Below are 16,246 nucleotides of genomic sequence, written 5' to 3'. Positions count from 1 at the left end.
AAGTATATACTTCGTTATTTTATCACATTTCACTCATCGCTACTTTTATTCCTAAAGCAATTAATATCACTCCTATTACTTTATCAAATATCTTTCCAAAAGAGTTAAAAAAACCTCTTACTTTTTTCCCTGTTAAAACAAATGATAAAAAACCAAACCATAAAAAAGTAGATATTACAAAAAAGATTGCATAAAAACCTTGGATATATAAAGGAGTATTTATATCCACAATAACAGTAAATAAAGATAAGAAAAATAGTGTTGCTTTTGGATTTAGTGCATTTGTAAAAAACCCTATACTAAATGCTTTAAATTTTGTTATCTCTTTTTGTGTTTTGCTTTTTTCAAACTTATTTAGTTTAAAAGAGTTTGATTTTAAAGCTTTTATTCCTAAGTATATTAAGTATATAGCTGCTAAATATTTTATAATTGTATAAATAACTATAGACTTTGAAATAATCAAACCTATTCCCAATACTGTATAAGTTACATGTACCAGAATTCCTATGCTTATTCCAAAACTAGTCCATAAAGATTTTTCTCTTCCATGAGTAATACTTTGTTTTAATATAACAGCAAAATCAGGTCCAGGGGACATAAGTGCTATTATATGTGCAACTGCTATTAATAAAAACTGGTCTAAATATTGCATTAATTTCTTCTTTGTCCTTGTTTTGGAGAACTAACTTGTTTTTGTAAATCCAAAGATAAGTTATTAAAAAAAAGTTCCCCATAATCAGTTGTTCTGTTTATTGTTTCATATGCTTGTGCTAAAGAGTTGTTATACTTTAAGGCATCTTGCAATATCTTAATAATTTTGACTGATTCTAAAAAGTTTACATGACTTGGTGCTTCTATTGGAGAAGAGTAGTATCTATGCATTCTTTCTACTAAATTTCTATTTCTAATCTCTATAAAAACAGACTCTATTGGAGATTTAAAAAATAGAATTTTTTGCTTTACATTTATAGAGATATATGTAGTTTCCATTCCATATATTTTTCTTGAAAATGAGTCAAAAAGAAAAAGTTTTTTATTGTAGTTATTATTAAAAAGTTCATAAATCAACTCTAAAATCTTAATTTTTTCTTCTTTTGTAAAAAAGTTACCAATCTCAGCATAACAAAAACTAAGTACTGATTTTATTGAATACCACTCCGTAGTATCATAATCATATCTAAGCATTTGGTCAATTCTTTTTTGTTTAAGCTCTTCAATATTTTTATCTGTTCTTGCTCTATAAACTCTTTGAACAGCCGTATCTCTGTACATAGGCCCAGGAAATTGTGCTTGTATCACAAATCTTCTATTTCTTTCTATATCCATTATATACTCAAGACGACCTTGATAATCTTCATCTATTATTCGTACTTCTTTTTGTGGAATTTGTGTAATTGATTTTAAAAACTCTTCTCCTACACAGCCATCTTCCCAAATATAATCTGGATATCTAAATAGACTACAAATTCTTTTTTTTACATCATCATTTGGTTCTACATCAGTTAGACCATCAACCCATGAAGTTACAGTTCTTCTATCTTTTTGGATTAATGAGGAAAATTTTGATATACTTAAATGAGACCTTTTATAAATTTCTATAATCTTTTCTATTCCTGTTTTAAATGACATATTAGAATCCTTAAACAAATTTTATCTCTCATTGTACTATTTCTAAACATAAAAACAAATTTTGTACATATTTACCTTTATCGCAATAAAATTGAGTTTTATTATACAGTTATTATACAATCCATTACACTTCTAATGATGTATAATAGTTTGACTGAAATTTAAAATGAAGGAACTTTTATATGAGCGCAGGAAAAAGATTTAAAGAAGCCCTTAAGGAAGAAACTCCTTTACAAATTGTAGGAACTATTAATGCATACCAAGCATTACAAGCTACAAAAGTTGGATTTAAAGCTATCTATTTATCAGGTGGTGGAATTGCAAATGCTTCTTATGGTTTACCAGATTTAGGTATGACTATGATTGAAGATGTATGTATTGATATAAGAAGAGTAACATCTATTTGTGATACTCCTTTAATAGTTGATGCAGATACAGGTTGGGGACATGCTTTTAATGTTGCTAGAACTGTTAAAGAATTCATTAGAGCTGGTGCTGCTGGACTTCATATAGAAGACCAAGTTGCTGCTAAAAGATGTGGACATAGACCAAATAAAGAGTTAGTATCAACAGAAGAGATGTGTGACAGAATTAGAGCTGCTGTGGATGCAAAAAAAGATTTAGACCCTGATTTTTATATCATCGCTAGAACTGATGCACATGCAAGTGAAGGACAAGAGTCTGCTATAAGTAGAGCAAAAGCTTATGTTGAAGCTGGTGCAGATGCAATTTTTGCAGAAGCAATTCATACTTTAAAAGAGTATAAAGAGTTTACTGATGCTATTGATGTTCCTGTATTAGCAAATATTACAGAGTTTGGTGCAACTCCAATGTTTACAACTGAAGAGTTAGGTTCAGTTGGTATTGATATGGTACTTTATCCATTATCAGCATTTAGAGCTATGAATAAAGCTGCTTTAAATGTATATCAAGAATTAAGAGAAAAAGGTACACAAGAAGGTGTTCTTGATACTATGCAAACAAGAATGGAGCTTTACGATATGTTAGGGTACCATGAATATGAGCAAAAAATGGATGAGCTTTTCGCAAAAAGCAAATCTTGTTAATAAAAGTATAATAATTACACTATAAAGAAGGAGAAAAAATGAGTGGATTAGCAGGTGTTACAGCTGGACAATCAGCAATTTGTACGTGTGGTTTAGGAAACGGTCTTAACTATAGAGGTTATGATATTGCAGATTTAGCATTAAAAACTGATTTTGAAGAAGTAGCATATTTATTACTAAATGGTGAACTACCAAATAAACATGAACTTAAAATGTTTCAAAGAAAAATCATTGCTGGTAGAGAATTACCAATCTCTGTTAAAAATGTATTAAAATCAATTCCAGCTTCATCTCACCCAATGGATGTGATGAAAACTGCAACTTCTGCACTTGGATGTATTGAGCCAGAAGCAGAAGATTTCTCTGACCAAATGGACAAAATTACAAGATTATTAGGTGCATTCCCATCTTTCTTAGTATATTGGCATCACTGGCATAAAAATGGTAAAGAGATTGATTTAATTTCTGATGAAACTACTATTGCAGGATATATTTTAGAAAGATTAAAAGAGAAAAAACCTTTAGATGTTGAAGTAAAAGCTATGAATGCTATGTTAACTCTATATGCAGAGCATGAATTTAATGCATCTACTTTTGCAAATAGAATTACAGCATCAACACTATCTGATATCTACTCTTGTATGACTACTGGTATTGGTACATTAAAAGGTCCTTTACATGGTGGAGCAAATGAAGTTGCTATTAAGTTTGTATTACAATTTAGTGATGTAAATGAAGCTTTAAAAGAAGTAGATGAACTATTTGCTAGAAAAGAAAAAATCATGGGATTTGGACACAGAGTTTATAGAGAATTAGACCCAAGATCTCCAATAGGTCACCAATTAGCAGATGAGCTAAAAGAGTTAGAAACAAGTGACCCAAAACTTTATGATATAGCAGCAGCTGTTAGAGATAAAGTTAAAGCAGAAAAAGGTTTACCAGATAATATTGATTTCTTTGGTGGCTTAATCTATCACTACATGGAGATTGAAAGATTATACTATACTCCATTATTTATTATGTCAAGAGCAGCAGGTTGGGCAGCACACGCATTTGAACAAAGAGCAAATAATAGAATTATTAGACCTAGTTCTGAATATACAGGGCCTGAACCAAGAGAATTCGTTTCAATAGAAGATAGAGCATAATCTATCTTCTTCCCCCTTGGGAAAATAGAAGTTTTTAGTTAGCTTCAAAACTTTTGAGGTTAACTAAAAGATAAGTGCCACAATTAATAAGTGGATAGACCTACACAAATATTAATCACAGATGGCAAACAAACTATTAGATTAACAAAATAGGATAGATGATAATGACAAATGAGAAGTACCTTAAAAAATTAGATGGACTTGATGTTCAATATTATGATGTAAAAGCAGCTGTTGAAGATATTCAAGAAGGCTCTTTTGAAAAATTAAACTATACATCAAGAGTATTAGCAGAAAACTTAATTAGAAAATGCCCAAGTGAAGACTTAAAAGACTCACTTATTCAATTAATTGAAAAAAGAACAGATAAGGACTTCCCTTGGTATCCAAGTAGAGTTATCTGTCATGATATTTTAGGATTAACTGCCTTTGTTGACTTAGCAGGTCTTAGAGAAGCAGTAGCAAGAGATGGAGGAAATCCAGATAAAGTTAATCCAGTTGTACCTACTCAATTGATTGTTGACCACTCACTAGCAGTTGAGTGTGGAGGATATGACCCTGACGCATTTCAAAAAAATAGAGATATTGAAGATAGAAGAAATGCAGATAGATTCCATTTTATAAACTGGACAAAAGAAGCATTTAATAATGTTGATGTTATTCCTCCTGGAAATGGTATCATGCACCAAATCAATCTTGAGAAAATGTCTCCTGTTGTTCATTTAAATGATGGAATAGCAAGTCCTGATACTTTAGTTGGAACTGACTCGCATACTCCACATGTAGATGCACTTGGAGTAATTGCAGTTGGTGTAGGTGGACTAGAAGCTGAAAATGTAATGCTTGGAAACCCTTCTTATATGAGAGTTCCAGAGATTATTGGTGTTGAAATTGTTGGGGAAAGAGCTGCTGGAATAACTGCAACAGATATTGCACTTTCTATGACTTCATTTCTAAGAGAAAATAATGTAATTTCTGCTTATTTAGAGTTCTTTGGAGAAGGTATAAAATATCTTAACTTAGGGGATAGAGCAACTATTGCAAATATGACACCTGAATATGGTGCAAGTGCTGGAATGTTTGCTATTGATGAACAAACAATCTCTTACTTAAAAGTAACAGGTCGTGAGCAAAAACAAGTTGAATTAGTGGAAGCTTATGCAAAAGCAAATGGTTTATGGGCTAATCAACTAGACAAAGCAACATATGCAAGAACATTAAAATTTGATTTAGGTTCAGTTACTAGAAGTTTAGCAGGACCTTCAAAACCACATAAATTAGTTCCAACTTCAACTTTAAAAGATGAAGGTATTGTAAAAGAGTGGACTCAAGAAGGTGACTTAATCCCTGATGGTGGTATTTTAATTGCAGCAATTACTTCATGTACAAATACATCAAATCCAAGAAATGTTATTGCAGCTGGATTATTAGCTAAAAAAGCAAATGAACTAGGACTTAGTAGAAAACCATGGGTTAAGTCTTCATTAGCACCAGGTTCAAAAGTAATTGAAGTTTACTTAAAAGAGGCTGGATTACTACAAGAGATGGAAAAACTAGGATTTGGAGTTGTTGGTTTCGCATGTACAACTTGTAATGGAATGAGTGGGGCACTTGACCCAAAAATCCAACAAGAAGTAATTGATAGAGATATATACTCAACAGCTGTTTTATCAGGTAATAGAAACTTTGATGGAAGAATTCATCCTTATGTAAAAGAAGCATTTTTAGCAAGTCCTGCACTTGTAATTGCTTATGCCTTAGCAGGAACAATTAGATTTGATATTGAAAATGACGTTTTAGGAAAAGATAAAAATGGAAACGATATTAAATTAGCTGATTTATGGCCAAGTGATGAAGAGATAGATGCAGTAGAGAAATCTTGTGTAAAACCAGAAATGTATAATGAAATTTATGAACCAATGTTTAAAAGAGATGCTTTTTCAGATATTAAAGTTGAACCATTTTATAACTGGAATCCAAACTCTACATATATTCAAAAACCACCATATTGGGAAGATGAATTTATGGGAATGCCAGCACTTAAAGACTTAAGACCTTTAGGAGTATTCCCTGATAATATTACAACAGACCACCTTTCTCCTTCTAATGCAATCTTACCAGATTCTGCTTCAGGAGAGTATTGCTTAAAAATGGGATTACCAGTTGAAGATTTAAACTCTTATGCTACACACAGAGGAGATCATAATACTGCCTCAAGAGCAACTTTAGCAAATCCAAAACTATTTAATGAAATGGTTAAAGACGAAAATGGAAATGTAAAACAAGGAAGTTTGACTAAAATTATGCCTGAAGGTACTGAGTCAAGAATGTGGGAAGCAATTGAAACATACAGACAAAGAGGTCAAGGTCTTATTATTATTGCTGGAACAAACTATGGACAAGGAAGTTCAAGAGACTGGGCTGCAAAAGGTGTAAGACTTGCAGGTGTTGAAGTTCTTATTGCTGAATCAATTGAGAGAATTCACAGAACAAACTTAGTTGGTATGGGTGTATTACCTCTTCAATTTAAAGATGGTGATACAAGACACACATACAATATTGATGGTAGTGAAACTTTTGAAGTAGTAGGCAAAATCACACCAAGATGTGATTTAACTGTTGTTATGACAAGAGAAAATGGAGAGAAAGTAGATATTCCAGTAACTTGTAGATTAGATACTTCAGCAGAAGTTGAAGTTTATAAAGCTGGTGGTATTTTACAAAAATTTGCAAAAGAAGTTGTTGCAGAAAAATAATATTAAAGGGCACTTGCCCTTTAATTATACATTTTACTAACAGAGATAAAATCTATTTATTTCTTTTAGTAAAATCTACTTTTACACTTAAATTAAGAGTTATTATAAAGCAAAAGGAAATATTATGAGTTATCAACCACAATTTAAAGTTAAAGCTACATATATGAGAGGTGGTACTTCAAAAGGAACTTTTTTTAATATTGCAGACCTTCCAAAAGAAGCACAAGAAGATGGAGTAAAAAGAGATAAGTTACTTCAAAGAGTTGTGGGAAGTCCTGATATTTATAAAAAACAAATGGACGGTATGGGTGGAGCTTCTTCATCTACATCTAAAGCTATTTTAGTTGGAAAATCAAATGTTCCAAATCATGATGTTGATTATTATTTTTGTCAAGTTGCCATTGACAAAGACTTTGTAGATATGAGTGGAAACTGTGGAAACTTATCAAGTGCAGTTGGACCTTTTGCTATAAAAGAAGGTTTAGTTGATAATGTACCCCAAAATGGTGTTTGCTGTGTAAGAATTTGGCAAGCAAATATCAAAAAAACTATTCTATGTTATGTAACAATGGAAAATGGAATGGTTAAAGAAATGGGTGATTATGAGATTGATGGTGTTGCTTTCCCTGCCCAAGAGATTAAATTAGAGTTTGTTGAGCCAGTAGATCCAAGTGAAGAGCTATTTCCTACTGGAAATTTAGTAGATGACTTAGAAGTTGAAGGAATAGGAACACTAAAAGCTACTATGATTACAGCTGGTATTCCAACTGTATTTGTAAATGCTGATGAAATTGGATACAAAGGAACTGAACTTCAAGGTGATATTAACTCAGATACTAAAGCCTTAGAAAAATTTGAGAAAATTAGAATTGCAGGTGCTTTAAAAATGGGTGTTATGAAAGATGCAAGTGATGCATTAACTCAACAACATACACCAAAAATTGCATTTGTATCTCCTGCACAAGACTTTATTACTTCTTCAGGAAAAGAGCTTAAAGCAAATGAGATGGATTTACACGTAAGAGCTTTATCTATGCAACAGTTGCACCATGCAATGATGGGTACAGCTTCAGTTGCAATTGGTGTTGCTGCTTGTATTCCTGGAACATTAGTTAATCTAGCAAGTGGTGGTGGAGAAAAAGATTCTGTTACTTTTGGTCATCCAAGTGGTACTATTAAAGTTGGAGCAACTTTATCGCAAAAAGATGGAAAATATATTGTAGAAAAAGCTAGCATGAGTAGAAGTGCAAGAATTATCATGGAGGGTAATGTTCATGTACCAGCAGGTACTATGGACTAATACTTTTATAAAAAAGGTCTTGAAAATCAAGACCTTTTTATTTTACTAAAGAGGAAATCTCTTTAAATACTGGATTTTTTGCATTTACTGTTAATTCAAAAAGTAATGACTCATAAGTTGTAGGAATTACTCCAGCTTGAATTAATCTATCTAAAGCTACTTTTGTATCATGCTCTTTTCTTGAACTTACACAATCAGTAACTAACACAGGTTGTAATCCAGCTTCAAGTAAATCAATACAAGTTTGTAAAACACAAACATGAGTTTCAATACCAGCTACAATTACAAACTTTTTATTATGTGCTTTAATTGCTTCTAATGTTGTTTCAGTTTTACAACAAGAAAATGTTGTTTTCTCAAAGTGAGGATCTTCTTCAACAAACTCTCTTAAACTAGGTATAGTTTCTCCTATTCCTTTTTTGTATTGTTCATTAACAATAAAAGGAACTTTTAATACTTTTAAACCCTTTATTAATGTAACAAGACGCTTTTCTAACTGCTCATTCTCTCTTATATGAGGGAAAAGTTTTTCTTGAACATCAACTAAACAAAATAAACTCTGCTCAACATCTATTCTCATTGTCTCTCCTAATTTATTTAAGATTGACATTAATTATACACAAATTATTGAAAAGCAACCTTTTCTGCTTTAGCTAATAACTCTTTTGCACCTTTTTGTATGAATTTTTGTGCCATTTCTTTACCAACTGTTTCAAATTTACTTACATCAACTGTCATACTATCTTGTATATATTCACTTGCATCTGGCATTCCAACTATTGCATCAACTTTTACACTTTTTTTATCTTCACTCAAAGTTGCTTTTATTCCAATAGGAACTTGACATCCACCTTCTAATACTCTAACAAAATCTCTTTCAATTGTAGATTCAATATGAGCATCATCATCATGTAACACAGATAATAATTCAATTAATTCTTTATTATCTAAAGTTTCGATTCCAAGTGTTGCTTGTCCCATTGATGGAGTCATATCTTCTGTTGAAACAGGTACAAAATAATTAACTTCATCTTCAATTTGAAGTTTTTGTACACCAGTTGCTGCTAAAATAATAGCATCATACTCCCCTGCTTTTAGTTTTGCAATTCTAGTATTAATATTTCCTCTTAAATCTTTTAATACAACATCTGGTCTTAGCATTTTTATTTCCATTCTTCTTCTAAGACTAGTTGTTCCAACTACCGCATTTTGTGGTAAGTTTTCAATACTATCATAGTTTTGACTTAAAAATGCATCCCTTGGGTCAAATCTTTTTGTAACAGCTGCAAGTTTAAACCCTTCTTCAAACTCTACTGGAACATCTTTTAAACTGTGAACTGCAATATCTGCTTGTTTATTTAAAAGTGCTATTTCTAACTCTTTAGTAAATAGTCCTTTTCCACCAATTTTTGCTAAAGGTACATCTAAAATCTTATCAGCTTTAGTTGAAAATGTTTCTAACTCAATTTCCATATCAGGATAATGCTTATTTAATTGCTCTTTTATATATTCACTTTGCCATAAAGCTAATTTACTTTTTCTTGTTGCTATTACTAGTTTTTTCATTCTATTTTCCTACTTGTTTATATCTATTTTTTGTTTTGTCTTGTTCACCATTTACAAAGATTGTTGGAGTTCCTTGAACTAAAACATCTTCGCCCATAGTAATATCAGTTGCTATTTCTTTTAAAATATCTTTATTTTGAATTTCATCAAGTGTAATATTTGTTTTAATAACTTTATTAAATGCGTTTAAAATCTTTTTTTCATCTGTTTCATCTGCTTCAAAGTATTGTTCAAAGTCTGCTTCATAAACTTTTAAAGTCACATCTTTTACTCCTTTTTTAGAAGCAACTAACATAGCTTTTGATAAAGCATTTGCAGCTTGATGTATTTGAAGTAAAGGGAAATGATAATAGTATAAAGCAACATTTTTCTTATTCTTCTTAACATATCTAATAATATCAGGAACATAATCTAAACAAAAAGGGCATAAAGGGTCAGAAAAAATTACAATTTTATCTTTTGCATTATGATTTCCTGCAATTAACCTTTTTTCATCATAATATTTATTTGTTAAAGTTGGAGTCATTAACTCTTTTAATGAATTTCCTGTATTAATATCAAACAAATCTGGTGCTACTACTTCTCCATTTGAAAAAATAATATCCTTTGCTTTAATCTGTTTATCTGCAATTTTTGCTTCAACATCTATAATAAATCCATACCATTGTTTAACAGGTAAACTCTTTTTTAAATTAATTGATAAGTTTTTAATCTCTACACGTTTGTTATTGGAGAATCGATTTTTTTCAAACTGTAAAACTTTATCATCAATACTGTTTGCATAAATACTACTTACAAATAGAGTACTTACAAGCAGTGTTTTTGATAGAAAAGACATAAAATCTCCTTTTATAAATTTCAAATTATTATATTCAAAGATGACTTAAATGCCATAAATAAAGCACTCTTTTAAGTTTTTGTCTTAACTGTTATTTTTTTTATATCAAAAAGCTCTTTTGCTTTATTTAACATCTTTGAATTTAATATATCATTGATTTGTAATTCTTGTGAAGAAGGTGCTGGATTTGCGCTATTGTGCATTGTTGCTACACATCCAGAACCACCTGCTAAATCCTCTTCTATTGCCTGTGGTTCTTCAATATTTTCTTCTTCAACATCTTGTGTATTTTCTAATTGATTTGTTTGTTCATCTATATTAGATTTTTTTTTTTGATTTTGAGAAGAGGAGTCATCTTTAATAAAATCTAATTCTGTTTCGTGTCCAAATACATCATAAATAAAAGTTTTCAATATTCCAAAATGCTTAAATAAAAACTTTCTCTCTTCTCCTTGTGCATAAGAAATAATTTCCAATTTACTATTTTCAAAACTTTTATATACGAAATTATCTTCAAAACACTCTCCAAGTCTTACATCCCTATCATAAACTCTATTTATAACTTGTTCATATAGTTTTTCATTTGGGTCTTGCTCTTGTTGCAATCTTGAATTAATAGCCTCATCTAATGCATCTATACTACTGTCTTCTTCTATTTGAGTACTCTTTTGAGCTAAATTTTCATTTATAGCAGTTGTTGTTTGTTCAACTTTATCAAAAAATTCATCTTGGTTATCTATTTTATTTTCTTCTTGTAAACTATTTTTATTTTCATTACTATTTATTTCACTATTTTGTGTATTATTTGAAATAAGCTCATCAATATCTTCATCAAATGGTGTTTCAAAAGCAACTGCATCAATACTATCTAAAGAAATTGTATTTGAGCTACTCATAGCTAAATCAGCAATCGTAGGTTCTTGTATTTGTGTTTCTTCATCTTGTTCATAAGAGTAAGATTCTTGTTTTACTGGTTCTTGTTTTAATTCTTCAATATGCTCTTTTTCTACTTTTAAAACCTCTTCTTGCTCTTGTACTTGAACAGTATCATTTTGCTTTGGTTCTTCATAAATATGATTTGTATCATTTTGTGCATGTTCAACTACTTTTTGTTTTGAAATAGCTTCTTTTACAGCTGGTTGAACTTCTAACTGCTCTACTTGATTTATAATATCTTGAATACTTTTTAAATTTGTAGCCTCTTGCATTTTTAAAAGCGTTAAAATCAATACAAAACTAGCATCAGAATTTAAAGCAAGTAAATGCTTAGCATCAGCTAAGATTCTAAAAAATCTATCAAATAATAAAAGGTCAAATTTAGCATCTTTTTCTAGCATTCTTTGCTTTAAATAAATTGTCATTTCATCACAAACTTGTGATACTTCATAGTTTTCTAACTCTCTTACTAAGCTTGTAACATCTTTTTTATTTAAAACAATATCAAATATTTCATCCATAACTTTAGGCTCTATTAAACCTAACATTTCAACAACTGAAATAGTATTTATTTTGCCTTTAGAAAAAATAATTGCTTGGTCAAGTAGTGTTAAAGTATCTCTTAAACTACCTTGTCCACTTCTTGAAAGAATTTCTAAAGCATCTGTTTCATAATCAATATTCTCTTCATTTAAAATATGCGATAGATGATGAATTACATCAGCATTTGAGATTTTATTGAATCTAAAATGTTGAGTTCTACTTAGTATTGTTGCAGGAAGTTTTAAAGGATCAGTTGTAGCTAAAATAAATTTTACAAAAGAAGGAGGCTCTTCTAATGTTTTTAATAAAGCATTAAAAGCTTGCGTTGTAAGCATATGAACCTCATCAATAATAAATACTTTAAATCTTGCACTACTTGGCTTATACTTAGTATGCTCAATCAAATCTTTAATATCATCAATTCCTCTATTTGAAGCAGCATCCATTTCTATAATATCTAAGTGTCTATTTGCATTTGCACTTTGACAATTTTCACAAGTTTCACAAGGTTTTGAAGTAGGTCCATTTGAGCATAATAAAGCTTTTGCCATAATTCTTGCTGTACTTGTTTTTCCACTTCCTCTTAAACCACTAAAAAGATATGCATGGGATAATCTATTTGAATCTAAAGCAAGTGATAGTGTTTGTGAAATAGTACTTTGTCCAACTAAATCTTCAAATCTTTTTGGTCTATACTTTAAAGCTAAAACTTTTTTCTCTATATTAACATCACTCATATTTCACATTTCCTTACTTCTATTTCTTCTATATCATTATAATCTTGAAAAATTCTTTTTATCATATTTTTATTAATTATACCTGTGTAAAAAATTGATATTTTCAAGGGATGTTTTTTACAATGTCCCTTTTGTTCACACAAATAATTTAATCTATTTGCTATTGCTTCACCTGTTTGAATTAAATTAATTTCATCACCCATAATAGATTTAATAACATCACTAATAATTGGATAATGAGTACATCCTAAAACAATAGTATCAACACCACTTTTTTTCATAGGCTCAAGCCAATTTTTTAGCATTTGCTTAGTTTTTAAAGAGTCAATTTCACCCTTTTCTATCTGTTCTACTAAACCACAACAAGCTTGCTCATATAATTTAATATCTATATTTTTAGCAAACTTATCTACTAAAAGCTGATACTTCTCCCCTTTTAAAGTTGCTGTTGTAGCTAAAACACCAATATTTAAACTTTTTGTTAATAAAATTGCTGGTTTAATTCCAGGCTCTGTTCCAATTACTATTAAGTTTGGATATTGCTGTCTTAACTCTTTTATTGCAGCTGAAGTTGCAGTGTTACAAGCTACAATCAATGCTTGTATATTATGAACTTTTATTAAAAAATCAGCGATTTTAATACACCTATTTCTTATGTCTTCATGGCTTTTATCTCCATATGGAGCAAAAATAGTATCTGCAATATATAAAATATCTGCACCTTTAAAGCTTTGCTTTATAGCCTTAACTACTGTAAGACCACCTAGTCCAGAATCAAATACTCCAATCTTCAACTTTTACCTTATATCAATTTTGGCTGATTATAACAAAAATTTGATAACTACTTTGTTAAAATAAAAACTATAAAATTTAAATTTTTAAAATCATTTATAAGGATATTTTTGTTTTTGCATTTTCATCCATACAAACCTTTTATTTTTAAAAATACAAAAACTTTAATTATTGGAACATTACCTCCTTTTAGATTCTCAAAAAAAAGTTTTAAATCTAAAGATGTTGATTTTTGTTATGGCTCACAAGATAATCTTTTATGGCAAGTATTAGATAAAATTTATAATCTAAATCTTCTTTATGATAATTCAAAAGATGCAATAAAACAAAGAAAAGAGTTTCTTAAATCTTATAAAATTGGTATTTGTGATATTGTTGCATCATGTAAAAGAGAGAATATTGACGCAAGTGATTTAGGAATGCAAGATATTATATTAAGAGATTTAATTTCTTATTTAAAAGAATATAAGAATATAAAAAAGATTATTTTTACAGGGAAAAATAGTAAAAATGGACCAGAATTCTTTTTTAGAAAACTTATAAAAAAGAATAACTTAAAACTACAAAAAATTGAAAATAATCAAATTAGAAAACATCTACTTAGTTTTGAAAATAGAGTTATTACTATTTATAGTTTAACTTCGCCTTCAAATGCTGCAAACCGTTCAATAGCTACTAATTTACTTTACAAAAAAAGAAAAATGAGTAATTATAACTATTCAACATTTGATTTTAGAGTAGATGAATATAAAATAGCATTTAGTTAATTACTCTATAATATAAAATAGCCTAAAATTAATTATTAGATAAATGAATGAGCATTCATTTATAATAAGGGAAGGAAGATGTTTATTGCAGAAATTTTACTATTTATAGTTTTTACTATTCTAGCATTTGTTGGATTTAGTTGGACTGTTGGGCTTTTTGTAAAAGAGAAATAGTCTTAAATAGAAGCTATCTTTTAATCTCAAAAATGATTTGAAAGGTAGCTCCTTTTTCATAAAAGTATTCAAGTTTACTGGATAATTGTCCTTTTGCAATATTTGAAATTATTTGAAAACCTAAAGTTTTAGTATTATTAACATCTATATTTTTATCAAGACCTTTTCCATTATCTTTTACTTTCAAAATATATCTTTTATCACTTTTTTTTAAACTTACAAATATCTCTCCTTTATCTTTAAAAGCATATTTAAAACTATTTGTTATTAATTCAGTTATTATAAGACCTAAAGGTAATGCATAATCAATATTCATATGTATTTGCTCTATATCTGTATTAATAGATATTTTTTCTTCAACAAAATAACTTGCAGTTAAATCTTGGCAAATTTCTTCAATAAAATTTCTTAAAGGAATAAGATTTAAATCTTTAGATTCATATAATTTTCTATGAAGTAGCTCCATTACAAAAATTTTCTCTTGTATATTTGTTAAAGTATCTTTTGTCTTTTTATCTTTGATTTTTGATTTTTCTAATTTAATTAAATCTATTGTAATTGCTAAATTATTTTTTACTCTATGATGTATCTCTTTTAGTAAAGTCTCTTTCTCTTTTAAAGAATCACTTAAAAGTTTTGTTTTAATTTCAACTTTTTTATCTAAAAGTGAAATATTTTCCTCTAAAGAGTTCAGCATATTATCAAAAGCTTTTGCAAGTACTGCAATATCATCTTTGCCTTTTATATTACTTCTTATATTTTTTTCTCCTTTATTAACTTTAAATGCAACATTTTTTAAAATATTTATACTTTTAAAAAGTCTATTAAATATAATAAGCGCAACAACTATTGCGATAAAAAAAGAGATAATTGCAGCAGGAATTATACTCATATAAGCTAAACCTACATGTTTTAAAAAATCTTTTTCGTAAATTGTTACAAGATATAAAAAATATTCATCTTTATTTAAATTAATACTTTTTACCCATGTTAAACTCTTTTTTCCATTTAGTAAATGATTTATTGGTTCTTTATCAATAGCTTGTATAATCTCTTTGGGTGTCAAATCTCCTGTTTTGGGAAATGTAAAATTTGATATTTTGCTCAAACAATATTTTTCATTTAAATATCTGTCTTCTTTACTATATAAAGGTTTATCATCTTTTATATTTGGATTAAGCCACATTAAGTATGCTTTACCTTTATGAAAACTATCAAGCAATGAAAAGCTCTTTTGTATCTCTTTTTTTAATTTTAATTCAAACTCTTCACCTTTTGTAGAAAAGTTATCTATATCACAAGAGATAACTAAAAACTTATTATGCTTTTTAATCTTTTTTGTATAGTATAATTTTCTTATTCCAGTTGAACATATATATTTATCTTTTATATCTCTTCTTAAAAAAGTCGAATCTTTTAATTCATCTTTAAACTCTTTGAAACTCTCATCTTTTAATTGAAAAAGAGTATGTTTATTACTGTTTAAAATAGAAGTATTACAAGTAATTTTTTTTGAACTAAACTGATATGATTTATCTTTTATTTTAGATATTGAATTATCTAAATTTAATCTATTTGTGATTCTAATTGCTTCATGTTCAATTATAGACTTCAACTCTTCTTTTCTAATTTCTCCATTATTCTTTTTTGAACGCATAACAAGTTTTATTTGTTGATTAGTTAAATATATCATATTCTCTATTTGCTTTATTGTATGCTCTTTTTCCTCTTTATTCATTTGAGGAATAACTTGCAAAAAAAATAAAGACAACAAAAAAATACCTAAAATAAAAAAGCTTAAGAAAATTTTTGAGTTTAAAGAGTTTATTTTAATCATCTAATAGTTTTAATTTATAACCTAAATCAAATACATTCTCTATGAAATTAATTTCAAATTTTTGTTTAAGTCTATATATTAATGCTCTTAATCTACCTATATCATTAATTTCATCCCTATAAATATAATTCTGTATTTTTTCAAAAGGCACTGGTT

13 protein-coding genes are annotated in these 16,246 nt (G+C 28.8%); 5 read left to right on the top strand and 8 right to left on the bottom strand.

The window, feature by feature from the left end:
• Positions 1-22: 22 nt before the first annotated feature.
• Both CP960_RS06605 and CP960_RS06600 read right to left on the bottom strand, forming a co-directional pair.
• On the bottom strand, positions 23-652 hold the full coding sequence (locus CP960_RS06605; RefSeq protein WP_101184627.1) for a LysE family translocator: 630 nt from the start codon (positions 650-652) through the stop codon (positions 23-25).
• The gene (locus tag CP960_RS06600) at positions 652-1,629 is read right to left on the bottom strand and encodes a hypothetical protein (RefSeq protein WP_101184626.1); all 978 of its coding nucleotides are present in this window, start codon (positions 1,627-1,629) and stop codon (positions 652-654) included. Before CP960_RS06600 ends, CP960_RS06605 begins: the two co-directional genes overlap by 1 nt.
• Positions 1,630-1,811: 182 nt before the next feature.
• Here CP960_RS06600 and prpB point away from each other — a divergent pair, with 182 nt between their 5' ends.
• From prpB to prpF, 4 genes are all read left to right on the top strand, one after another.
• The gene (prpB, locus tag CP960_RS06595) at positions 1,812-2,696 is read left to right on the top strand and encodes a methylisocitrate lyase (protein WP_101184625.1); all 885 of its coding nucleotides are present in this window, start codon (positions 1,812-1,814) and stop codon (positions 2,694-2,696) included.
• Between the two features lie 38 nt (positions 2,697-2,734).
• A complete protein-coding gene (locus CP960_RS06590) occupies positions 2,735-3,844 on the top strand; it encodes a citrate/2-methylcitrate synthase (RefSeq protein WP_101184624.1) in 1,110 nt (369 codons plus the stop codon).
• A gap of 164 nt (positions 3,845-4,008) precedes the next feature.
• Positions 4,009-6,600: a Fe/S-dependent 2-methylisocitrate dehydratase AcnD gene (gene acnD / locus CP960_RS06585; protein WP_101184623.1), complete on the top strand. Its 2,592-nt coding sequence runs from the start codon at positions 4,009-4,011 to the stop codon at positions 6,598-6,600.
• Between the two features lie 124 nt (positions 6,601-6,724).
• Positions 6,725-7,900: a 2-methylaconitate cis-trans isomerase PrpF gene (gene prpF, locus CP960_RS06580; protein WP_101184622.1), complete on the top strand. Its 1,176-nt coding sequence runs from the start codon at positions 6,725-6,727 to the stop codon at positions 7,898-7,900.
• 37 nt (positions 7,901-7,937) lie between these two features.
• Here prpF and CP960_RS06575 read toward each other — a convergent pair whose 3' ends face one another.
• The 5 genes from CP960_RS06575 to murI all read right to left on the bottom strand — a co-directional run bounded on the left by CP960_RS06575 (position 7,938) and on the right by murI (position 13,314).
• Positions 7,938-8,480, bottom strand: a complete 543-nt coding sequence (locus tag CP960_RS06575; protein WP_101184621.1) for a hydrolase — start codon at positions 8,478-8,480, stop codon at positions 7,938-7,940.
• A gap of 44 nt (positions 8,481-8,524) precedes the next feature.
• Complete coding sequence (gene hemC / locus CP960_RS06570; protein WP_101184620.1) at positions 8,525-9,466, bottom strand: hydroxymethylbilane synthase; 942 nt, start codon at positions 9,464-9,466, stop codon at positions 8,525-8,527.
• Position 9,467: 1 nt separating this feature from the next.
• Positions 9,468-10,304 carry a DsbA family protein gene (locus CP960_RS06565; RefSeq protein ID WP_101184619.1) on the bottom strand — a complete coding sequence of 279 codons (837 nt, stop codon included), beginning with the start codon at positions 10,302-10,304 and terminating at the stop codon, positions 9,468-9,470.
• A gap of 71 nt (positions 10,305-10,375) precedes the next feature.
• Positions 10,376-12,520: a DNA polymerase III subunit gamma/tau gene (locus CP960_RS06560; RefSeq protein ID WP_101184618.1), complete on the bottom strand. Its 2,145-nt coding sequence runs from the start codon at positions 12,518-12,520 to the stop codon at positions 10,376-10,378.
• A complete protein-coding gene (murI, locus tag CP960_RS06555) occupies positions 12,517-13,314 on the bottom strand; it encodes a glutamate racemase (protein ID WP_101184617.1) in 798 nt (265 codons plus the stop codon). The genes CP960_RS06560 and murI overlap by 4 nt, the downstream gene beginning before the upstream one ends.
• A 108-nt stretch (positions 13,315-13,422) precedes the next feature.
• On the opposite strand from murI, the gene CP960_RS06550 reads away from it, so the two are divergent.
• Positions 13,423-14,079, top strand: a complete 657-nt coding sequence (locus CP960_RS06550; RefSeq protein ID WP_101184616.1) for a uracil-DNA glycosylase family protein — start codon at positions 13,423-13,425, stop codon at positions 14,077-14,079.
• A 187-nt stretch (positions 14,080-14,266) separates the two neighbouring features.
• Here CP960_RS06550 and CP960_RS06545 read toward each other — a convergent pair whose 3' ends face one another.
• Complete coding sequence (locus CP960_RS06545; RefSeq protein ID WP_165777363.1) at positions 14,267-16,024, bottom strand: sensor histidine kinase; 1,758 nt, start codon at positions 16,022-16,024, stop codon at positions 14,267-14,269.
• Positions 16,025-16,246: the final 222 nt, after the last annotated feature.

Source organism: Malaciobacter halophilus, from assembly GCF_002837275.1.
GTDB lineage: Bacteria > Campylobacterota > Campylobacteria > Campylobacterales > Arcobacteraceae > Malaciobacter > Malaciobacter halophilus.
This window is presented reverse-complemented; position numbering and strand designations above follow the sequence as displayed.

Bases quoted from the DNA above. Each gene is read 5' to 3' on its own strand.
- CP960_RS06605 (WP_101184627.1), bottom strand. From the start codon at position 652: ATGCAATATTTAGACCAGTTTTTATTAATAGCAGTTGCACATATAATA.
- CP960_RS06600 (WP_101184626.1), bottom strand. From the start codon at position 1,629: ATGTCATTTAAAACAGGAATAGAAAAGATTATAGAAATTTATAAAAGG.
- prpB (WP_101184625.1), top strand. From the start codon at position 1,812: ATGAGCGCAGGAAAAAGATTTAAAGAAGCCCTTAAGGAAGAAACTCCT.
- CP960_RS06590 (WP_101184624.1), top strand. From the start codon at position 2,735: ATGAGTGGATTAGCAGGTGTTACAGCTGGACAATCAGCAATTTGTACG.
- acnD (WP_101184623.1), top strand. From the start codon at position 4,009: ATGACAAATGAGAAGTACCTTAAAAAATTAGATGGACTTGATGTTCAA.
- prpF (WP_101184622.1), top strand. From the start codon at position 6,725: ATGAGTTATCAACCACAATTTAAAGTTAAAGCTACATATATGAGAGGT.
- CP960_RS06575 (WP_101184621.1), bottom strand. From the start codon at position 8,480: ATGAGAATAGATGTTGAGCAGAGTTTATTTTGTTTAGTTGATGTTCAA.
- hemC (WP_101184620.1), bottom strand. From the start codon at position 9,466: ATGAAAAAACTAGTAATAGCAACAAGAAAAAGTAAATTAGCTTTATGG.
- CP960_RS06565 (WP_101184619.1), bottom strand. From the start codon at position 10,304: ATGTCTTTTCTATCAAAAACACTGCTTGTAAGTACTCTATTTGTAAGT.
- CP960_RS06560 (WP_101184618.1), bottom strand. From the start codon at position 12,520: ATGAGTGATGTTAATATAGAGAAAAAAGTTTTAGCTTTAAAGTATAGA.